The sequence below is a fragment of the Cutibacterium acnes genome, from assembly GCF_003030305.1.
In the GTDB taxonomy this organism is placed as follows: domain Bacteria; phylum Actinomycetota; class Actinomycetes; order Propionibacteriales; family Propionibacteriaceae; genus Cutibacterium; species Cutibacterium acnes.
The window spans coordinates 2,225,676-2,243,769 of record NZ_CP023676.1 but is presented as its reverse complement, the minus strand read 5'-3'; the positions used below and the strand labels follow the sequence as shown (position 1 = coordinate 2,243,769).

The following is an 18,094-nucleotide window of genomic DNA, read 5'->3' as shown; positions in this document are numbered from 1 at the left end:
CGTCAGTGCCAGAGCCCGACGATACTTCGCGCTCACGCGTCCTCCTTTAGTCGATCGCGAATATGATAGGCGAAGCGACGTGATGGTGTGACGCACGAGCACTGCCCCATCTCCTAGGCTTAGGGTTATGCAGACTCCCATCGACGCTACCTCCACCCCCGCATGGGGCACACTCTCCGGCCTAAAGTCCCGCTTCGCTGACGGGCCACATAAACTGCGCCGTTTGTTCGACGCCGACCCTCACCGCGCTGAGCGCTACACCTTTGACGTCGCGGATTTGCACGTCGATTTATCGAAGAACCTCCTTACCGACGAGATTCGTGACGCTCTCCTCGAACTGGCTGCGCAGATGCGCGTCACCGAGCGTCGTGACGCGATGTATGCCGGTGAGCACATCAACGTCACCGAGGACCGCGCCGTCCTCCATACCGCGCTGCGTCGTCCCCGCACTGACGAGCTGCATGTTGACGGTCAGGATCCCGTTGCCGATGTTCACGAGGTGCTCGACAAGATTTACGCCTTTGCGGATAAGGTGCGTTCGGGTGAGTGGAAGGGAGTCACCGGCAAGCCGATTCGCACTGTCATCAACGTGGGCATTGGCGGCTCCGATCTTGGCCCCGTGATGGCCTATGAGGCCCTCAAGCCCTACGTCAAGGACGGTCTGGAGTGCCGCTTCATCTCCAACATTGACCCGACCGATGCCGCTGTCAAGACCGCCGATCTTGACCCTGAGACGACCCTGGTCATCATTGCCTCTAAGACCTTCACCACTTTGGAGACTCTGACCAATGCCCGGTGCGTGCGTGCGTGGCTGCTTGACGGCTTGGTCGCTGCCGGTGCGATTGCCGACACCGAGCAGGCTCGACGTGACGCCGTCGCTAAGCACTTTGTCGCCGTCTCGACGGCCTTGGACAAGGTCGAGGAGTTCGGCATCGACCCAGTGAACGCCTTTGGGTTCTGGAGCTGGGTGGGTGGCCGATACTCGGTGGATTCCGCCGTCGGTACGTCGCTTGCCGTCGCGATCGGGCCGAAGAGTTTCGAGGACTTCCTGGCCGGATTTCACGCCGTCGACGAGCACTTCGCCACTGCCGAGCCGGAGCGCAATGTGCCGTTGTTCATGGGTCTACTCAACGTCTGGTACACCAATTTCTGGGATGCTCATTCCCATGCGGTGCTTCCATATTCACAGTATTTGCACCGTTTCCCGGCTTATTTGCAGCAGCTGACTATGGAGTCGAATGGCAAGTCGGTGCGCTGGGATGGTTCAGCAGTGACCACCGACACCGGCGAGATTTTCTGGGGTGAGCCAGGCACCAACGGTCAGCACGCCTTCTATCAGCTCATCCACCAAGGCACTCGCGTCATTCCGGCCGATTTCATCGCGGTGGCTAATCCAGCCCATCCGACCAAGGATGGCGGTACCGACGTCCACGAGCTGTTCCTCAGCAACTTCTTCGCCCAGACCGCCGCGTTGGCGTTCGGTAAGACCGCCGACGAGGTGCGTGCCGAGGGCACTGATGAGGCCATTGTTCCCGCTCGGGTTTTTGCCGGAGACCGTCCGACGACGTCAATCATGGCTCCCGAACTATCCCCGAAGGTGCTTGGTGAGCTCATTGCCCTTTACGAGCACATCACTTTTGTGCAGGGTGCCGTCTGGGGTATCGACTCTTTTGACCAGTGGGGTGTCGAATTAGGTAAAAAGCTTGCGCTGCAGATCGCCCCGGCTGTGTCCGGTGACGATGACGCCCTGAAGGCTCAGGATCCGTCGACGGCCTCGCTAGTGACGTGGTATCGCGAGCACCGTCGGTGATCACTGCGGGTGGTGTTTGGCGGCAGGGATACCGTCCATACCTTCAATTTCGGGGAGGAAGTATTTCTGGTGCTCACTATGAAAGGCTATCTCCTTCTCATGTGAGGTTTGGTGGCACAATTACTAGTTATGCTGGTGTGTTTTCTGGATCAAGGTTTCTGGATCTCTCTGTAAAGGACTTTAACGCAACAGCCTAGCTTATAGACTAGGGCAAGCTGGGTTGTCATAGTTTATGAAAATTACTGCTGGGTTGCTAGCTGAAGGGAAGGTCTAGCGCGTGGATGTATTATTGATGTCGAGTGAGTCTTGGATTATCTCGATCCTGATCGTCGCGGTCGTTATTCTTGTGGTCATTATTGGTCTCCTAGTGGTTAATCTCCGCAAAGGCGATAAGCGGTAGGGATAGCGACAAAGTTTTGGATAGGCGGCGTGGTGCCGTGGTGACCTCTTTGTGCTACCACATGCCATTGCAGTCGCTGGATGCCGAAACACGGGTTATACAGTGGGAGTGTGAGTTCGTGCCGCCGACACCCAATTCGCACTGTGGTCGTGTCGACATGCATTGCTGCCTTTGTTGCACTGTTGGGGCCTTGGGCGCTGGCTGGGGCACTGTCATATGGCAAGGTTCACGACGTCGCTGACACTGAACCGCGCGACGTCGCCATTGTCCTCGGTGCCCAAGTCCTGCCCTCGGGTACCCCGTCGGCCTATCTGCGAGGACGCCTCGACGTTGCCGCGGATCTCTACCGCAGCGGCAAGGCCAAGGTCATCTTGGTGTCGGGGGACCACCGAGAGACTCACTACAACGAGCCCAAGGTGATGAAGACGTACCTCGTCAGCAAGGGAGTTCCGGCGGCCAGGATCGTCGAGGACGTCGCTGGTCTCGACACCTACGACACCTGTGTTCGGGCTCGACGGATCTTCGGGGTCGACCGGGCCATCATGGTGACGCAGGACTACCACGAGATTCGTACCGTCGCGACGTGCCGGATGACCGGGCTTGACGCTGTCGGGGTCCCCGATCGCACCCAGCCTCGCGACAACGTGTGGTGGTATGGCTGGGGTCGCGAATTCGGGTCTCGGCTTAAAATGATCTGGGATGTCGTCAGTCGACGAGAACCGACTTTGGGACAGACTGACAATGGCGTCCACAAGGCGCTCAACTCGTAAGGACAGACGATTGGCCCCGACAACCGCGTTGCCGGGGCCAAGCTATGACCGGTCACTGTCGCAGAATCAGAAGTCGGCGGTAGAAGGGTCACCACCGAGCCTGTTGCCGTGATCCAGGCCATCAATTGCGGCGATCTGCTCGTCAGACAGCTCGAAATCGAACACATCGAAGTTCTCGACGATGCGCGACGGGGTGACCGATTTCGGGAAAACAATGTTGCCGATCTGCAGGTGCCAGCGAATGACGACCTGGGCGGGCGTCTTTCCAGTCGCCTTGGAAATATCGGTGAGGACGGGATTGTCGAGATCCTTCGACTGGCCCAGCGGGCTCCAGGCCTCCGGGTTAATGCCGCGCTCAGCCAGCTCTGCTCGGAAGGTCGCCTGGTTGAACGAGGGATGCATCTCGATTTGGTCGACGCTCGGAGCGGCCCCCTCGATGGCGTCCAGATGCTCGGTCTTGAAATTCGACACACCGATGGAGCGCGTCAGGCCCTCTGACTTGAAGTCCTGCAGGGCGTTCCACGCCTCGATGTAGGCGTCGCCGTACTTGACCGGGGCTGGCCAATGGATGAGGTAGAGGTCGACGTGGTCGAGGCCCAGCTTGGCCAGACTGGTCTCGATGGCCTTGCGAGCATCGTCGGCATGATGGGAGTCATTCCACAGCTTGGTGGTGACGAAAAGGTCCTTGCGATCCAGACCGGAGTCGGCGAGTGCACGGCCCACACCCTCCTCGTTGCCGTAGATGGCTGCGGTGTCGATATGGCGGAAACCTGCCTCCAGGGCGGCGCTGACGGCCTTCTCGGCCTCGTTGGCAGGAACTTTCCAAGTGCCGAAGCCGAGCTGGGGGATGGGAACTCCGTCGTTGAGAGTGATAGTTGGAACGCTCATAGATCCTCCCTGTCGAAACATCGTTATCGTTAAGGCAAACGTCTTTGCAGCGGTGTTTGTTCCAAAAACGTCACTACGGGGCCTGTGGCGCCTCCGACTGTGACGAGCTGGCCCTCTCGTGGGATAATGCCGCCATGTCGTCTCTTCCCTCTCAGCTTGCTGCCCGCATCGAGTCCGCCATCGGAGTTGACCCGCAGTTGCGCCCGGCCACTAAGCCACAGTTCGGACATTTCCAATCCAACGTCGCCCTGCGCCTGGCCAAGGAGGAGAAACGTCCACCTCGCGACGTGGCCGCCGATATTGTTGCCAAGCTAGATATCGAGGATCTGTGCGAAACCCCCGAGATCGCCGGTCCCGGATTCATCAATCTGCGCCTGCGTACCGACGTTCTGGCTCGGGTGGCCTCTGATCTCGTCACCGATCCCAACGCCGGGATCGCCCAGGCTGAGAAACCCGAGCGAGTTGTCATCGACTATTCGGCCCCCAATGTCGCCAAGCAGATGCACGTCGGTCACCTACGTTCCACCATCATCGGCGACTGCTTCAACCGTGTCCTGAGCGCTCAAGGGCACACCGTTATCCCACAGAATCACATCGGTGACTGGGGCACCCAGTTCGGCATGCTCATTGAGTACATCGTCGAGAAACGGATGGACGTCGACGATTTCGACCTGTCCGGTGTCGAGCAGCTCTACCAGGATTCCAAGAAGACTTTCGATGCTGACCCGCAGTTTGCTGACCGTGCGCGCCGTCGCGTTGTCAAACTGCAGGGTGGGGACGCCGAGACTCTGCGGATCTGGCGTACTCTCATTGACATCTCCCTGGAGGGGTTCAACGCCACCTACGCCCGTCTGTCGGTGCTGCTGACGGACGAGGACGTGGCCGGCGAGTCCAGCTACAACGACGACCTGCCGCGGGTTGTGGACGAGCTCGCGGCTGACGGCCTGGCCGTCGAGGACAACGGCGCACTGTGCGTTTTCGTCGAGGGGCAGGATGCCCCAATGATCGTGCGTAAGAGGGACGGTGGCTTCGGATATGACGCCACCGATCTCGCTGCGATTCGTCGTCGCGTGGGCAAACTCAAGGCCGACCGCATTATTTACGTCACCGACGTGCGCCAGAGCCATCACTTTGAAGTGCTTTTCCAGGTGGCCCGAATGGCCGGGTTCCTGCCTGACGACGTCGAGGCCGAGCACGTCGGCTACGGCATGGTGCTTGGCCCTGATGGCCGTCCTTTCAAGACTCGTGAGGGTGGCACAGTGTCGTTGTCGGATCTGCTCGACGAGGCCGAGACGCACGCGGCTCCGAATATCGCCTTGGCTGCCATTAAATACGACGACCTGTCCAACGGCTTGCAGAAGGACTATGTTTTTGACGCTGAGCGGATGGTGCAGACCACCGGTGACACTGGCCCGTATCTGCAGTACGCTCACGCCCGCGTCTCACAGATCTTGCGCAAAGCGGCCGCTGAGGCCAACCCGAACGTCGATCCCGAGGCCGACCTGGATGCGATGGATTGGGGTCGCATCAGCGTCCTCGACGAGCCAGCCGAGCAACAGTTGGCCCTGTTGTTGTCGAGGTTCGGAGAGATCGTCGAGGTTGTTGCTACCGACCTAACTCCGCACAAGCTGTGCACTTACCTCTACGAATTGGCTGGCGCTTACTCGGTGTTTTATGAGCAGTGCCCGGTGTTGCGTAGTACCGGCGAGGTTCGCGGATCGCGTCTGGCCTTGTGCGCGGCTACTCGTCGGGTGCTTGGCCGAGGCCTTGACCTGCTGGGTATTGATGCCCCAGATCGGATGTGACCCGTCGAGTCCAGAACGGGAATGATCTACCCGAGCTGCCCCCCGGGATCGACGATATCTTGACCATATCGGTGCCGTACACGGTGTGGTGAAAACCCAGAGGTGGTGGGTGGGATTACTTGTTACAGATCCTGGTTGCCGATTTCGTGGCTGAAAAACAATGGCCATGGCCCACAAGAACTGTGAGCCATGGCCATTGTGATTGGCTGATAAACCACCCCAAGGGGTTATCGCCGATGGTGATCAGAATCCCGTTGACGGAAGATCACTTGAGTGGGTCAGCACAGGGGCAACACCGTGATGGATGTAATGAGTCCCGGAGCCACCCTGCGAATGGCCTCCCGAGCGGCTGGTCGATTCATCAGAGGTCGCCCCACTAGTCGGAGCCGGAGCCGGGGTTGGCTTTGGTTTCGGTGTTGGGGTTGGTGTTGGAGTGGGAGTTGGGGTTGGTTTTGGTGTTGGAGTAGGGGTTGGTTTTGGTGTTGGAGTAGGGGTTGGTGTTGGAGTAGGGGTTGGTGTTGGAGTGGGAGTAGGGGTTGGTGTTGGAGTGGGAGTAGGAGTCGGCTTCGGGCAGGAGCAAGCCTTCTTCACAAGGTCGTCCAGAGCCGGCAGTTCTTTCTCGAGCTGCTCAGCAGTCTTGATAGCTTTGTCGGCGGTGATAACGTCAACAATCTGTCGAGTGATGTTCTTCATGAGCTTGGCGGTGTTGAGCGCAAGAAGCGGCTCCTTGGCCAGCCGATCGATAATGCGAGGTGCGATCTGGACTGCAAGGGACTTGTCTATCCCAGCCCTAACCAAGTGGGTGACGATACGCGCATTTAGGATGGGAGAACTGACGATTGCCGTGGCAACGGCAGCGTCGAAACTCCGACCGATGATATGCTCGATGGCCGCCTTCTTGAGGTGCACACCCCTGCTCACTAGGAGAGCTGCCTGGGCACCGATCTCAGCCTTAATGGCCTCAGTCTTTGCGATCGGCCCGAGAGCGGGATTGAGCGCAGTTGCGGCAATGGCGACAGCCGTAGCCTTTGCCAACTTCTTGTCAACGCCGGCGGCGACAAGATTTGCGACCACCGCATCCTTGAATGCCGCTGAATGCAGCGCGTTGGGAATGATTGTCGCAGCTAGAGTGGCTTTGATGCCGAGGTCCACTGCAGCGGCAGCACGCTGGATCTTCGCATCAGTGAGCAGACCCACCTGGGCTCCGATGAGAGCCTTTAGCTTGTGGTGGTTGATGAGGAGGACGCCCTCTTTTGCCATTTCTCTGGCAATACGCGGCGCTAGAGCCACCGCGTCGGCGGAACTAAATCCAGCCTTAACCAACGCACCGGCAATCGCGGCACGCAGCTTTGCATCGTTGATGACTGCATCACGGCAGTCCTTGTTGATTATCCCCTTTCCATCCGTGGCGATAGCGGCTTGAGCTACCGAGCGTGGCCTATTGGAGCTAGCTTCTGCCTGGGGGGAGGGGGTGATTGCTGCGATTGATCCGACCAGCGCAGTAGCCGTCGCAGCAGCGACAGCAATTCTTGACCGACGCATTGCTTCTCCTCTTATTTGGGAATCTTATATGGCGGCTAGCGCCTCGGCTAGCTGCTAATCACCACGGTACGACCGTGAGGTGACGTTGGCAAGGGGGGGTACGTCCTCAGCTCATGCCGTGTAGAGAATTATCGCCGCAAGCGTAGTTAATTCGCTGGGCTTGGATGGTTTTACATGCCATCATGATTGATGGAAATTATTGTATGACGTGCCCGATTGCTCGTGATTCAATGGATCATTGATAGGCCTCGTAAATAGAACAGCTAATATGTGTTAGTCGGATAGAGATGGACACGTCGAAGAAGGAATATCATGTCACGGATTTTACTGTGAAGATCGTTGTCGTTGACATGCTTGTGGTGCTGAGGAAATTGAATCCATCGCCGGTTTGGCTGCGCAGCTTAAGGATGCTAAGTGCTGCGGAACTGAGCATCCTATGCTTGCGAGGAAGAATATGCCCTGATTTTTAAGAAGGCGTCGGCGCGTACTCGGTGTGCTCTCGAGGTGGCGGCTTACGGATAGGGTGAGCATGTGACGAGTGGATCCGATATGGGGCATAAGGAGTCTGTAAAAGATGCGGGTCGGATGATGGGTCATATATATGAGTATCCGGGGTCATCGGTCGGTAGTGGAGGGACTGGCTGAGTATGCCGATGTTCCGGTTTTAATGGTTTGACTGACGAGTTTCATCCGACTTGGGTGTGCGCTGATGCTTTGACGATGCGCGAGCACGCCGAGAATCGTATGCACATCATCAAGGTCGTCTTCGTTGCGTCGCTAACCTGAGGGATCTTGAGAGGTAAGCAACCAGAATTTTGACTGGATGGGGTGGGGATCCTTGCTGCGATATGGTCAACAGATGACGGCCGAGAATCGGCGTTGGCTTTGCAGTCGATGGCTGACAGGGCGGGTCTCTACCGCTGGATGTACTGGGCTGAGTCTCAGGATATGGAGCTGGTTTGATAGTGAGAACGAGTACCAATAAGATGGTATCGTCAAGGACGTAGAAGGTTATGAAGGTCAGGAACTCGCTACGATCTCTGAAGAACCAGCCCGGCTCCCAGGTGGTGCGCCGTCATGGTCGCGTCTACGTCATCAATAAGAAGAACCCGCGGCTGAAGACCCGTCAGGGCTGAACAGGTGAAGGTGACGATCGCCCGTCCTCTTTGGGCGGGCGATGCGTAAGTCAGCATGGTTGCGGCGTGATGCATCTGGCATCGACGAGATTCACATGCATGAGTTTGCCGATAATGCCGCGTTTAGTCGTGAGTACGGAGACTGCCTCGATGAAGAGGATGGTGCCACCGATCGACGCAAAGACTCCGACCGACGTCTTGCCGAGAATGGACAAGATGAAAGCCAGACCGATAACGAAAGTGTGACCGCGCCCTGCCGGGCGACCGGTCGAATCTACCCAGGCAAGCTGTCGGGAGTTCGTTCCAGGGGAGACGCCAAGGCGTCCCACGAGCGATATCAGTACGTAGCCGACGTTAATTCCTAGCAGGAGTGCGCTGCCTGCGGGGTGAATGGCCTGCTCGATGGCTGATTTTTGGTCGACGTGGTTGAACTCATACCCGAGTGTGGCGCCGCTGAACAAGCCCCATCCTGCCAGCGTAAGCAGGCCTACCCACATGGCATCACCCAGCAAGGCCATGAAACGTTGCCCCTGAGTCACGGGTACCGGCTCGCCGGTGGGGAGTTTCCGCTCCCTGCGAATCTTGTAGATAAGCGTAGGAACAAGAAGAACTAAGAAGATCGCAACCGAAATGAAGGTAAGGATGAATTCTTGCTTGGTCATGAGTTCCTTTCATCCGTGGTCATGGCATCCACCATGCCGTGGCGGAAGGTCGTCGCGCATCGTTCCGCGGCACGAAAACCGAGTGATACGTGGGGTTGAGTGCGTGACTGACCAGGACCCCGCAGATATTCGCCCCTCTACTCCGACGAACGATCCCTAGTTCTCACGTGGCCTCAGTCAGCGTCCTTCGCCTTCTTGGCAGCTTTGACGACCTCTTCCTCGGTGGCGTCAGGATGCTCTAGACGCCACTGGGCCTGCCAGGCCGCACCGATGATGCCAGCTCGATTCAACAACTGGGCGGGCACCATCGGCGTCTCGAGCTTGAGGTACTTGAAGAACTTCTTATGGTCCTTAGAGATACCGCCACCGACGACAAAGAGATCGGGGGAAAAGAGCATCTCGACGACCTCGTAGTAACGCTGCAGACGCTTGGTTGCCCAGTCCTTGTAAGACATGTGCTTGCGATCCTTAACCGAGGAGGCAGCGCGCTTCTCGGCGTCGTGACCATCAATCTCGAGGTGCCCAAGCTCGGTGTTCGGCAGCAGGATGCCGTTATTGATGACGGCAGAGCCGATGCCGGTGCCCAGAGTGGTGAGAACGACAACGCCAGGTACTCCCCTCGCAGCGCCGTAGTGGACCTCGCCCACACCTGCGGCGTCGGCGTCGTTAAGAACGGTCACTGGGCGGCCGAGAGCGTCACTAATATATTTCTCGGCGTGCAGGCCGGCCCAACCCTGATCGAGGTTAGCGATGAAGGGAATGACGCCGTGGCGTGCCGGGGCGGGGAAAGAGATGCCAACCGGCCCGTCACCGATGGTGGGGGCGAAATTGTCGACGATCTCACGCAGCACGGTAACGATGTTCTCGGGGGACGACTTCTCCGGGGTGGGAATGCGAAGCCTCGGTTCGGCAAAGTCTCCGACCTCGAGGTCAACCGGGGCTCCCTTGATCCCGGAACCACCAACGTCAATTCCCAGCACCTTGTTCATGGTGGACAAGCGTAACGGTAGATGGTTGGTGCGGGGGAGACTCGGGTGACAGTTCCCGGCCACGGGCGGCACGGGCGGATCCATCTGACCGACGGCGAAGACCTGGGCGTCCATGGCGTCGAGGTGGGGACAGGAAACCGTCACTGGGCCAGACGAGGTATGCACGTCGATATCAGCCAAGCCGAGTTTGCGTTGTATCGGCCCCTGGGACAGTCTTACCGACTGCGACCGAGCATGAGGAACGACGCTGACGGTCCAGGTAAACAACCCCTGCGCGTCACGACGACCTCCTCGTTGAACCCCCAGCCGACGATTCTCTAATCAAACCACCGGAACCACCGCGCTCGTTTCGGAATCCCATGGAGGGGCACTGCGTCTAGTCGGAACCTAGGCCACAGGGTGTCAAGGGCGGCGCGTACCTGCTCATCATCGCCGATCGGCAACAGTACCGTTGATTGTTCGACTTCGGACAACATTGATTCCGCCAAGTACCGTCATCTTGATACGTGACATCCCAAGCGGCCGCCACAGCAGCGGCTGCAATAATCATCCAGCCTCGCACGAGTGGAGTCGCCCAGTGGGGACGTTGCTCAACAACCTCTTCGCCGCCCCGCGCTTCGCTGGCCCTCTGTTCGATCACAGCGCCGCGTCCTTGCCTTCGGCCAGTTCCGTCATGCGGTCGCGTAACGCACGAGCCTCCTCGGATGGCAGCCCGTCAATGGAGGCGCCGGTGGCTGTGATGGCGACGACCCCCGCCCATCAAGTGACGAAAACTCCCAGCACGACGGCGAGGACGACCGTGAGGGCGCTCCAGGTCAGACAGACCATGAGCCTTTTGACGGTCACGTAGTTTTTGGAGACCGGATGCCATTACGCCTCCGGTGGGCTAAAAGTTCGTCCACGTTAGTGGGCTCTAACAAGGGACGATGCCGGCCCCAAGACCATACTTGGGGCCGACACGTCAGCGTGCATGCTGTGGCGACTTCATGCACGCTCACCGCGCGCCGCAGCGAATGTTCGACTCGTCGCGGCGCGCGTCACCGACTGCCGGTGGCGTGGGCATTGACCTCATAAGAGGTATTGGTGGCCTCGAAGAAGTTCACAACCTGCAAGGTGTCATTGGCCGTGGCCATCCACTTGGCAGGGTTAACTACGCGGTATTCTGGCTCGAATCCGAGTTCTTCGAGACGACGATCTGCCAGGTATTTGACATAGTCATTAACGTAATCAGCGTTCATTCCGAGGATCCCCCGCGGGAGCATGTCACGGTTATACTGCTCCTCCATCTCGACTCCCTGAACGATCATATCGTGGATCTCGGCCGCGAACTCGTCGGTGGCGATTTCGGGGTTTTCCTCCAGCACCGTCAGAATGAGGTTCATCCCGAATTTCAGGTGTAAGGATTCGTCACGGACCACCCAGTCGATGAGGGAACCGAAGTTGCGAAGGAGGTTCCGCTGACGGAACGACAATGCGACCATAAAGCCGGAGTAGAACCAAATCCCCTCGAGGATAATGTTGTAGGCAATCAGGTTGCGCACGAAGTCCTGCTTACCCTCGACGGTGGTGATATCAAGAGTCTGCTCGGTCATCCGCTTGATGAACGCCACCTCGAAAGCTTCCTTGCGAGCCATTGAGGGGACGTGGATGTGGGATCGGTAGGCCTCGTCGCGGTCAATCGGGAAGGTTTCGAGGACATACTCGAAGGCCATACAGTGGTTGGCCTCCTCCCACATCTGCTTGGCCAGGTATAGGTGGCACTCGGCAGCGTTGACATAGGGGTAGACCCCAAAAGCCAGCGCTTTGTTGACGAGCAGCTCATTGGGGTTGAAGTAGCTCATGAGGTTGGTCAAGGCATGGTGCTCGTCTGGGGTCATCCGGGCAAAGTCGGCAAGGTCCTCATCGAGCTGAATCTCGTTGGGAAACCACGTGTTTGCCACAGCCTGGTTGTAGAGGTCGTACGCCCAGGAGTAGGTGACGGGCTTGAGTAGCAGCCCCTCTTGGATTCCAGAACCAAGGATCATCGGTGTTCTCGCTTTCAGCGGGCAGTATGGTCAATCACTGGCAGGACTCGCACTGTTGGCGCTCCTGGGGGTCAACAGGGCAGGAGGCGCCGTCGATAAGGTCGAGGGAGACGACGGGCTCCACGCTCGCATTGAGCGTTTCGGTAACCGGTTTCCTGATAGTCGCGGCACCTGAGGCCCGACGCACCGCAGTGGCGAATCCGCGACGTGGGCCGTTCCGACGCCCGGCGGCCTTGTTAACGGCCACCGTCGACTGCTCGGCGGTGTGGCGAGGCAGCATGTGCAGGTAGTACGTCGTTTTGACACCCATTCGCCAAGCTGCGGTGTAGAGGTCCTCCATGTCACCGACCGACCGCGAGGCCAGGTAGATGTTGCGGCTAATGGCCTGATCCACCCACTTCTGCGCCCGAGCGGCCACGTTGAGGTAGGCCATCGGGTCCAGGGTGAAGGAGGTGCGGTAAAGACGACGCAAGGGCGCCGGAATTGCCTCAATCTCGCTGGGATCACCCTGACGACGCAGCAATTCCTCGCGGATCGTCTCCCACAGGCCCAGATCCTTGAGGTCCGCCACGAGATTGCGATTAACCTCGAGGAACTTCCCGGCCGAGGTGGTTCGGGAGAACATCTGGGAGAACTGCGGATCCAGGCCGGGCGTTGTGCCCGCGATGAGGCCGATTGACGCCGTCGGAGCGATCGCCATCAAGGTGGCATTGCGCATCCCAGTGCGCACCTTGGCGCGCAGCGCGTCCCAGTCCATCCGCGTCGTCCGGTCGACGTCGACAGGGATGCCACGGTCGCGCTCGAGGACGGCCAAAGTGTCCACGGGAACCATCCCGCGTGACCACCCCGACCCTTCGAACATTGGGTACGCCCCACGTTCGGCGGCCAGGTCGGCCGAGGTGTCGATAGCGTGCCAACTGATGAACTCAACGACCCGGTCGACGATCTCGCACGCATCCGGGGAGTCGTAGGGGACTCGAATCTGCTCGAGCATATCCGTCAGACCCATGACGCCTAGACCAATTGCGCGGTTTTCCTCGTTGGAGCGCTGAGCCTGTGGTACTGCAGAGGCGGTGATGTCGACAAGGTTGTCGAGATGACGTACCGCCAGCCGGGTGGTGGCGGCCAACTGGTCCCAATCCAGACGACGCTTGCCACGCGGGCCGGCGAGGTGCGCCGCCAAGTTCACCGAGGCGAGGTTGCACACCGCGGTGTGGTCGCGGTCCTGTGGCAGGCAGATTTCGGTGCATAGGTTTGACGAGTGGATCGTCCCGGTATTGCTGTTCAACGCGCGAGTATTGATGCTATCTTTCCACGTCAGCCATGGGTGCGACGTCGTCTGTAGGCTCACCAAGATGGCTCGGAATTGCTCGCGGGCAGTAGTGCGCCGAAAGCGCTTGATCTTGCCAGCTTCCGCCTGCTCGACATACTGGGCGTAACGCTTGGAGAAGTCCGATCCGGTAAGCTCGGTGAGATCCTGGGTTTCGGCGGGATCGAAGAGGTACCAGTCCTCGTCTTTGGCGACACGCTTCATGAACTCGTCGGAGATCCACACCGCAGTGTCGGCGGTGCGGGTGCGTCGGTACGGGTCACCGGAGTTCTGCCGCAGGTCGAGGAACTGCGGGAAGTCCATGTGCCAGTTCTCCAGGTAGAAGCACAAGGCGCCGAGCTTCTTGCCTCCCCGAGAGACCGCACGCAGTGTGGAGTCAAAGGTGTGTATGAAGGGGATCGGCCCAGTTGATGCAGTGTTATCTGAGCGGATCGGGGATCCCTCGCAGCGAAGATCCGACATCGACAACCCAATGCCGCCGGTGCCCTTGGTGATCCACATGACGTCGCGGATCGTCTGGGCGATGTGCTCCAGATTGTCCTCAGTGCGCATGACGAAGCAGTTAGATAGCTGAGCCGATGGCGTCCCCGCATTGACAAGGGTGGATCCAGCGGCCAGGTGGCGCAGGTTGCTCATGGAGTCGTAAAGGGCCAGCGCCGAGGAAGTGGGATCGTCCTCAGTGAGGCTCAGCCCCATCGCGACGCGCATCCAGAAGTACTGCGGTACCTCCAAAGCCTGCTTATCGGGAGTGCGCAAGAGATAACGGTTGATCATGGTGCGCACGCCCATGAACCCGATGAGGTCGTCACGAGTGGGGTCGAGGGCAGCTGCAAGCGTCTCGAGGTCGAAATCTCGTCCCAGACGCTCGTCAAGGTGACCATCGGCGACAAGCTTGGCGATCGTGCGCGGGAAATAGTTGCGGTGCAGATCCTGCACCCTCTCGGGGTCGACGTCACCTAGATCGTCATGGGTGTCGCCAAAGACCTCTTTGTAGAGCTTCTTGACGGCGATCCGGCTGGCGATAGTGTCAAAGGCTGGATCGTCCTTAGCGTTGCCTAGGGCCACCTGAATGACGGCTTCGTCGAGGGCGTCGGTGGTCATCCCGTCAAAGAGGGTGATCTCCACCTCTGCCTGCAGCAGGGTTGCCCGGGCGACGGCGTCGTCAAGGCCGCGGGCCGAGTCCATGATCGAGGCAGCGACTTCGTTACCGTCGTAGGGGGCTAAAGACCCGTCACGCTTGCGGACGCGGATGGTCGAAATGGGGTCGGCGCTCATTGCAATTCCTCCGTGCGATGCCGTGGGCACGCGACCGGGCGGAATGCGGCAGGGACAGTGGTCCCCCTGAACGCTGCGATACTTCCCGCGAGATCGCGAACCGGGCCCCGCGGTTGCGGGACCACACCTGGCAGGTCTTCGGGCTCATGAGCTCGTCCTGATCGGACTCCTACTAGCCGTCGCTTCCCATGCCAAAGCACAGTGCGTCATGACGGCGGTCGTTCTCATATACCGCTGCGGGGCAGCTCCGGATTCACACCGGATTCCCTCTTGGCCCGTGCGAACACGGGAACCACGTGCATTCGTCACTATATGAAGGGCGAGCAAGGGGAGTCAACGGAGGATATTCCCGGGCCTCGCCGTCGGCAGTTTGGCTTCGTAGCATCGTGTTCGACCGCCTGAAACGTTGGAGAAATCACCGCGTACCGGGGCGAGTAACTGCCGCTTTGTTAGTCGTGCCCACCCTTCGTCGGCGCATCCAGGTGTGACGCAGTCCGTGTGGTCAGCCCGAAGAGGATCGTAAGTAAGGTGACCGCGGACAGCGCCGTCACATACCCGATGAAGGCGGGGATCGCGTCACCCTGTTTCGCCCACACGTAAATGAGTGGAGCCGTGCCGCCGAACAGGGAATTCGCGAAACCATGGGCCATCCCAACACCCAGCGCCCTGACATCGGTTGGGAAAAGGTCGGACTTCACAACTGTGGAGATCGAGGTATATCCGGTAAGGAAGATATAGCCCATGAGCAGCATGAGGAATGCAGTTACGGGCTTGCGGGCATGCGACAGACAGGTCACGAGAACCCAGGTATAAACGACTCCACCGGCGGCAAAGAAGAGCAACACCGGTTTGCGTCCGATCCGGTCACCGATGAGGCCTCCCAGCGGTTGCCCGAGCATGAGGATGAATAGGGCGATGAGGTTGACCGCGGTTGCCGCCATCGGAGTGCTGCTGAAAGTCGAATGGACGATATTCGGTGCATTGACGGTGTAGACGTAGAAGCACAGGGTACCGCCGCTGGCGATGGTAAAAGCCAGGAGGAAGTTACCGAGATGGTTTCCAAAGAGCTCTTTCAGACTTCCTGACGAGCTGTCCTCACCCGACCGCACGGATTTAAGATGTTCGGTACTCAGCGATTTATCCATCGTCTTCTGCATGAAGAAAACGATGAGCGCTGCGACGCCACCGATGAAGAATGGGATGCGCCATCCCCAGGCATGGATCGTGGCCTCACTCATGAGGGAGGACAGCAGGAGTAGGACGGCCTGGGCTGTCACTAAACCACCCACGAGGGTGAAGTACTGGAACGAGGAGAAGAAACCGCGGTGTCCCTTGGTGGAGGCTTCTGACATGTAGGTGGCCGAGGTGCCGTACTCACCTCCTGTGGCGAATCCTTGCACGATACGACAGATGAGCAACAGGATCGGGGCCCCCACTCCGATGGTGCCTCGGGTGGGCAACACGGAGATGACGAGGGAGCCGACGGCCATGATTGTCACTGCCATGATGAGGGCGGACCGACGTCCGTGACGGTCGGCCCAGCGACCGAAGAACCACGATCCGAACGGCCTCATGATGAAGGTCGCCCAGAAAATCGCGTAGATGTAGATGCTCTTGTGCGGGTCGTCAGGCGAGAAGAACTGGTCCTCGAAATAGGCTGCGAACGTCGTGTACGTGTACACGTCGAACTACTCGACGAGGTTGCCCATCGACCCCTTGACGGTGTTCCATACTGCGCGGTACACGTCCGATTCGCTGCGTACTGATGCTGACCTGGTGCTCTGTGCGTCTGACATCTCGTCCCCCGGCATTGGCGGGACCGCATCAACTCGTCGGGCGTGGCGATTGCGGTAGGTCCCGACGGACACGGCCAATCGGCGTGGAGTCGTCATCGACATCGCCGATTCGAGCACTGTACGTGTGCCTGGGGTCACGTGACGAACTAATTCTCAGCCACGCGCGGCCGACCGTGGTGGTGAAACCGACTGTCACCGCCAGGCGCCGCGGAATCGCGCCGGGTGCCACGGGGCCTCCTCGTTGGGGACGCCAAGTTCGTGGGCGGCGCGCAGTGGCCAGTTGGTGTCACGCAGGGCTGCCCGGCCAACCATGACGGCGTCGGCACACCCCTTGTTGAGTAGATCCTCGGCTAATTCGCCGGTCCAGATCATCCCGACCGTGGCGGTGGGAACATCCGCCTCGGCGCGCACCCGAGCCGCTAAATCGGCCTGGTATCCCGGGGCTACCGGGATGGGGGCTGACGAATTACCACCTGAGGAGGCATCCACAAGGTCGACGCCAGCCAAGGCGAATCGACGCGACAGCTCGATCGAGTCCTCGACTGACCAGCCATCGTCACGCCAGTCAGTGACCGAGAGGCGGGCCAGCAGAGGCATGTCGTCGGGAATAGCCCCACGCACCGCGTCAGCGACCGCCAACGGCAGACGGACTCGTCCGTCATAATCGCTTCCCCAACCGTCAGTGCGGGTGTTGGACAGCGGCGAATAAAACTGATGTAGCAAGTAGCCGTGGGCGCTATGAATCTCGACAGCGTCGAATCCGGCTACCACGGCACGCGATGCCGCAGTCCGGAAGTCGTCAATAATCTTCGAGATGCCGTCCTCGTTAAGGGCGGTGACGGGCGACCCGGCGTACTGCTTGCCATCGGCGGGTGCGGCAGTTGGACCGACAGGAATCCAGCCGCCCTTTTCGGGAGGAACCACCCCGCCATGGAAACCCGGCCACCATTTCTCTGTGGAGGCTTTCCGGCCGGCGTGGCCCAACTGGACAGCAATCGTGCCGCCAAGCTCGTGGACAGCGTCAGTGATGGTGCGCCACGCTGCCACCTGGGCGTCATTCCACAACCCGGTGTCACAAGGGCTGATGCGGCCTTCAGGGCTGACCGCAGTGGCCTCTGCGACGATGAGGCCGAAGCCTCCCACAGCGAAAGATCCATAGTGGATGAGGTGCCAGGTGCTGGGAATTCCGTCTTGAGAATCCACGGCATATTGGCACATCGGCGGCAGCCAGGCGCGGTTGCGAACCGTCAATCCACGAAGGGTGAGGGGTTGGAACAGGAGCGGTGACGTCATGACTCCATAACATCACGTGTTTCAACCCCCGAGCCCTCTGCTGCCGCCGGCCTCAGACGTGATGGTGGTAATTCGGCTTCCACTCGCGAACGGAGGTCACTTGGACGGCCGTCTTGGGATAGGGGTCGGCCTCCAGTAAGTGGTTGAGGACGTCACGGTCAGGCACGGTATAGATGAGCACCGCCCCGCTTCCGTCGGCTAACGGGCCGGCATTGGCGAGCTGGCCACGCTCGCGCATGACGTCAAGGTTCTCCAGATGGGCCGGGCGCGCAGCCATGCGCTCCTCGGAATGGGCGGGATCGTAATGGGTTTCGACAATGAAAACAGCCATGCGGGGCATCTTAATCGCGTCCGAGGACCATGTCGTGGCGGAC

17 protein-coding genes, 1 pseudogene and 1 riboswitch are annotated in these 18,094 nt (G+C 59.4%); of the genes and pseudogenes, 6 read left to right on the top strand and 12 right to left on the bottom strand.

Annotated elements, in window-relative coordinates; genetic code table 11:
- Positions 1–127 precede the first annotated feature (127 nt).
- Entirely contained in the window at positions 128–1,810 is a 1,683-nt protein-coding gene (pgi, locus tag CPA42_RS11275) for a glucose-6-phosphate isomerase (RefSeq protein ID WP_002516362.1), read from the top strand.
- Positions 1,811–2,353: 543 nt separating this feature from the next.
- On the top strand, positions 2,354–2,980 hold the full coding sequence (locus CPA42_RS11270; protein ID WP_002516318.1) for a SanA/YdcF family protein: 627 nt from the start codon (positions 2,354–2,356) through the stop codon (positions 2,978–2,980).
- 66 nt (positions 2,981–3,046) lie between these two features.
- Here CPA42_RS11270 and CPA42_RS11265 read toward each other — a convergent pair whose 3' ends face one another.
- Positions 3,047–3,868, bottom strand: a complete 822-nt coding sequence (locus CPA42_RS11265; protein WP_002516180.1) for an aldo/keto reductase — start codon at positions 3,866–3,868, stop codon at positions 3,047–3,049.
- 56 nt (positions 3,869–3,924) lie between these two features.
- Here CPA42_RS11265 and argS point away from each other — a divergent pair, with 56 nt between their 5' ends.
- On the top strand, positions 3,925–5,673 hold the full coding sequence (gene argS, locus CPA42_RS11260; RefSeq protein WP_024513520.1) for an arginine--tRNA ligase: 1,749 nt from the start codon (positions 3,925–3,927) through the stop codon (positions 5,671–5,673).
- Positions 5,674–5,916: 243 nt separating this feature from the next.
- Here the strand turns inward: argS and CPA42_RS11255 are convergent, their stop codons facing one another.
- Together CPA42_RS11255 and CPA42_RS13310 are read right to left on the bottom strand one after the other, a co-directional pair.
- Positions 5,917–7,215 carry a hypothetical protein gene (locus CPA42_RS11255; protein ID WP_002516326.1) on the bottom strand — a complete coding sequence of 433 codons (1,299 nt, stop codon included), beginning with the start codon at positions 7,213–7,215 and terminating at the stop codon, positions 5,917–5,919.
- A 324-nt stretch (positions 7,216–7,539) separates the two neighbouring features.
- A complete protein-coding gene (locus CPA42_RS13310) occupies positions 7,540–7,773 on the bottom strand; it encodes a hypothetical protein (RefSeq protein WP_002519520.1) in 234 nt (77 codons plus the stop codon).
- Between the two features lie 114 nt (positions 7,774–7,887).
- Between CPA42_RS13310 and CPA42_RS12630 the strand changes: the two genes are divergently transcribed.
- A complete protein-coding gene (locus CPA42_RS12630) occupies positions 7,888–8,001 on the top strand; it encodes a hypothetical protein (RefSeq protein WP_002516207.1) in 114 nt (37 codons plus the stop codon).
- 227 nt (positions 8,002–8,228) lie between these two features.
- On the top strand, positions 8,229–8,351 hold the full coding sequence (gene ykgO, locus CPA42_RS11245) for a type B 50S ribosomal protein L36 (RefSeq protein WP_002516195.1): 123 nt from the start codon (positions 8,229–8,231) through the stop codon (positions 8,349–8,351).
- Between the two features lie 50 nt (positions 8,352–8,401).
- Here ykgO and CPA42_RS11240 read toward each other — a convergent pair whose 3' ends face one another.
- The 3 genes and pseudogenes from CPA42_RS11240 to CPA42_RS12965 form a co-directional block, all read right to left on the bottom strand.
- Entirely contained in the window at positions 8,402–9,013 is a 612-nt protein-coding gene (locus tag CPA42_RS11240) for a membrane protein (protein WP_002516377.1), read from the bottom strand.
- A 173-nt stretch (positions 9,014–9,186) separates the two neighbouring features.
- Positions 9,187–10,269 carry a polyphosphate--glucose phosphotransferase gene (gene ppgK, locus CPA42_RS11235; protein WP_002516244.1) on the bottom strand — a complete coding sequence of 361 codons (1,083 nt, stop codon included), beginning with the start codon at positions 10,267–10,269 and terminating at the stop codon, positions 9,187–9,189.
- A gap of 50 nt (positions 10,270–10,319) precedes the next feature.
- Positions 10,320–10,515: pseudogene (locus tag CPA42_RS12965) on the bottom strand (hypothetical protein).
- Between the two features lie 64 nt (positions 10,516–10,579).
- Here CPA42_RS12965 and CPA42_RS11225 point away from each other — a divergent pair.
- Positions 10,580–10,852, top strand: a complete 273-nt coding sequence (locus tag CPA42_RS11225) for a hypothetical protein (RefSeq protein ID WP_002518199.1) — start codon at positions 10,580–10,582, stop codon at positions 10,850–10,852.
- 187 nt (positions 10,853–11,039) lie between these two features.
- Here the strand turns inward: CPA42_RS11225 and CPA42_RS11220 are convergent, their stop codons facing one another.
- The 6 genes from CPA42_RS11220 to CPA42_RS11195 form a co-directional block, all read right to left on the bottom strand.
- Positions 11,040–12,026: a ribonucleotide-diphosphate reductase subunit beta gene (locus CPA42_RS11220; protein ID WP_024513519.1), complete on the bottom strand. Its 987-nt coding sequence runs from the start codon at positions 12,024–12,026 to the stop codon at positions 11,040–11,042.
- Positions 12,027–12,060: 34 nt separating this feature from the next.
- Positions 12,061–14,631 carry a ribonucleoside-diphosphate reductase subunit alpha gene (locus CPA42_RS11215; protein ID WP_002516206.1) on the bottom strand — a complete coding sequence of 857 codons (2,571 nt, stop codon included), beginning with the start codon at positions 14,629–14,631 and terminating at the stop codon, positions 12,061–12,063.
- Positions 14,632–14,743: 112 nt separating this feature from the next.
- A riboswitch (cobalamin riboswitch) is annotated at positions 14,744–14,943 on the bottom strand.
- 137 nt (positions 14,944–15,080) lie between these two features.
- Entirely contained in the window at positions 15,081–16,313 is a 1,233-nt protein-coding gene (locus tag CPA42_RS11210; RefSeq protein WP_002516210.1) for an MFS transporter, read from the bottom strand.
- Between the two features lie 6 nt (positions 16,314–16,319).
- A complete protein-coding gene (locus tag CPA42_RS11205; RefSeq protein ID WP_002514547.1) occupies positions 16,320–16,544 on the bottom strand; it encodes a hypothetical protein in 225 nt (74 codons plus the stop codon).
- A 75-nt stretch (positions 16,545–16,619) separates the two neighbouring features.
- Positions 16,620–17,720 carry an NADH:flavin oxidoreductase/NADH oxidase gene (locus CPA42_RS11200; protein ID WP_002516312.1) on the bottom strand — a complete coding sequence of 367 codons (1,101 nt, stop codon included), beginning with the start codon at positions 17,718–17,720 and terminating at the stop codon, positions 16,620–16,622.
- Between the two features lie 52 nt (positions 17,721–17,772).
- A complete protein-coding gene (locus tag CPA42_RS11195; protein WP_002535539.1) occupies positions 17,773–18,051 on the bottom strand; it encodes a YciI family protein in 279 nt (92 codons plus the stop codon).
- Between the last annotated feature and the right edge of the window lie 43 nt (positions 18,052–18,094).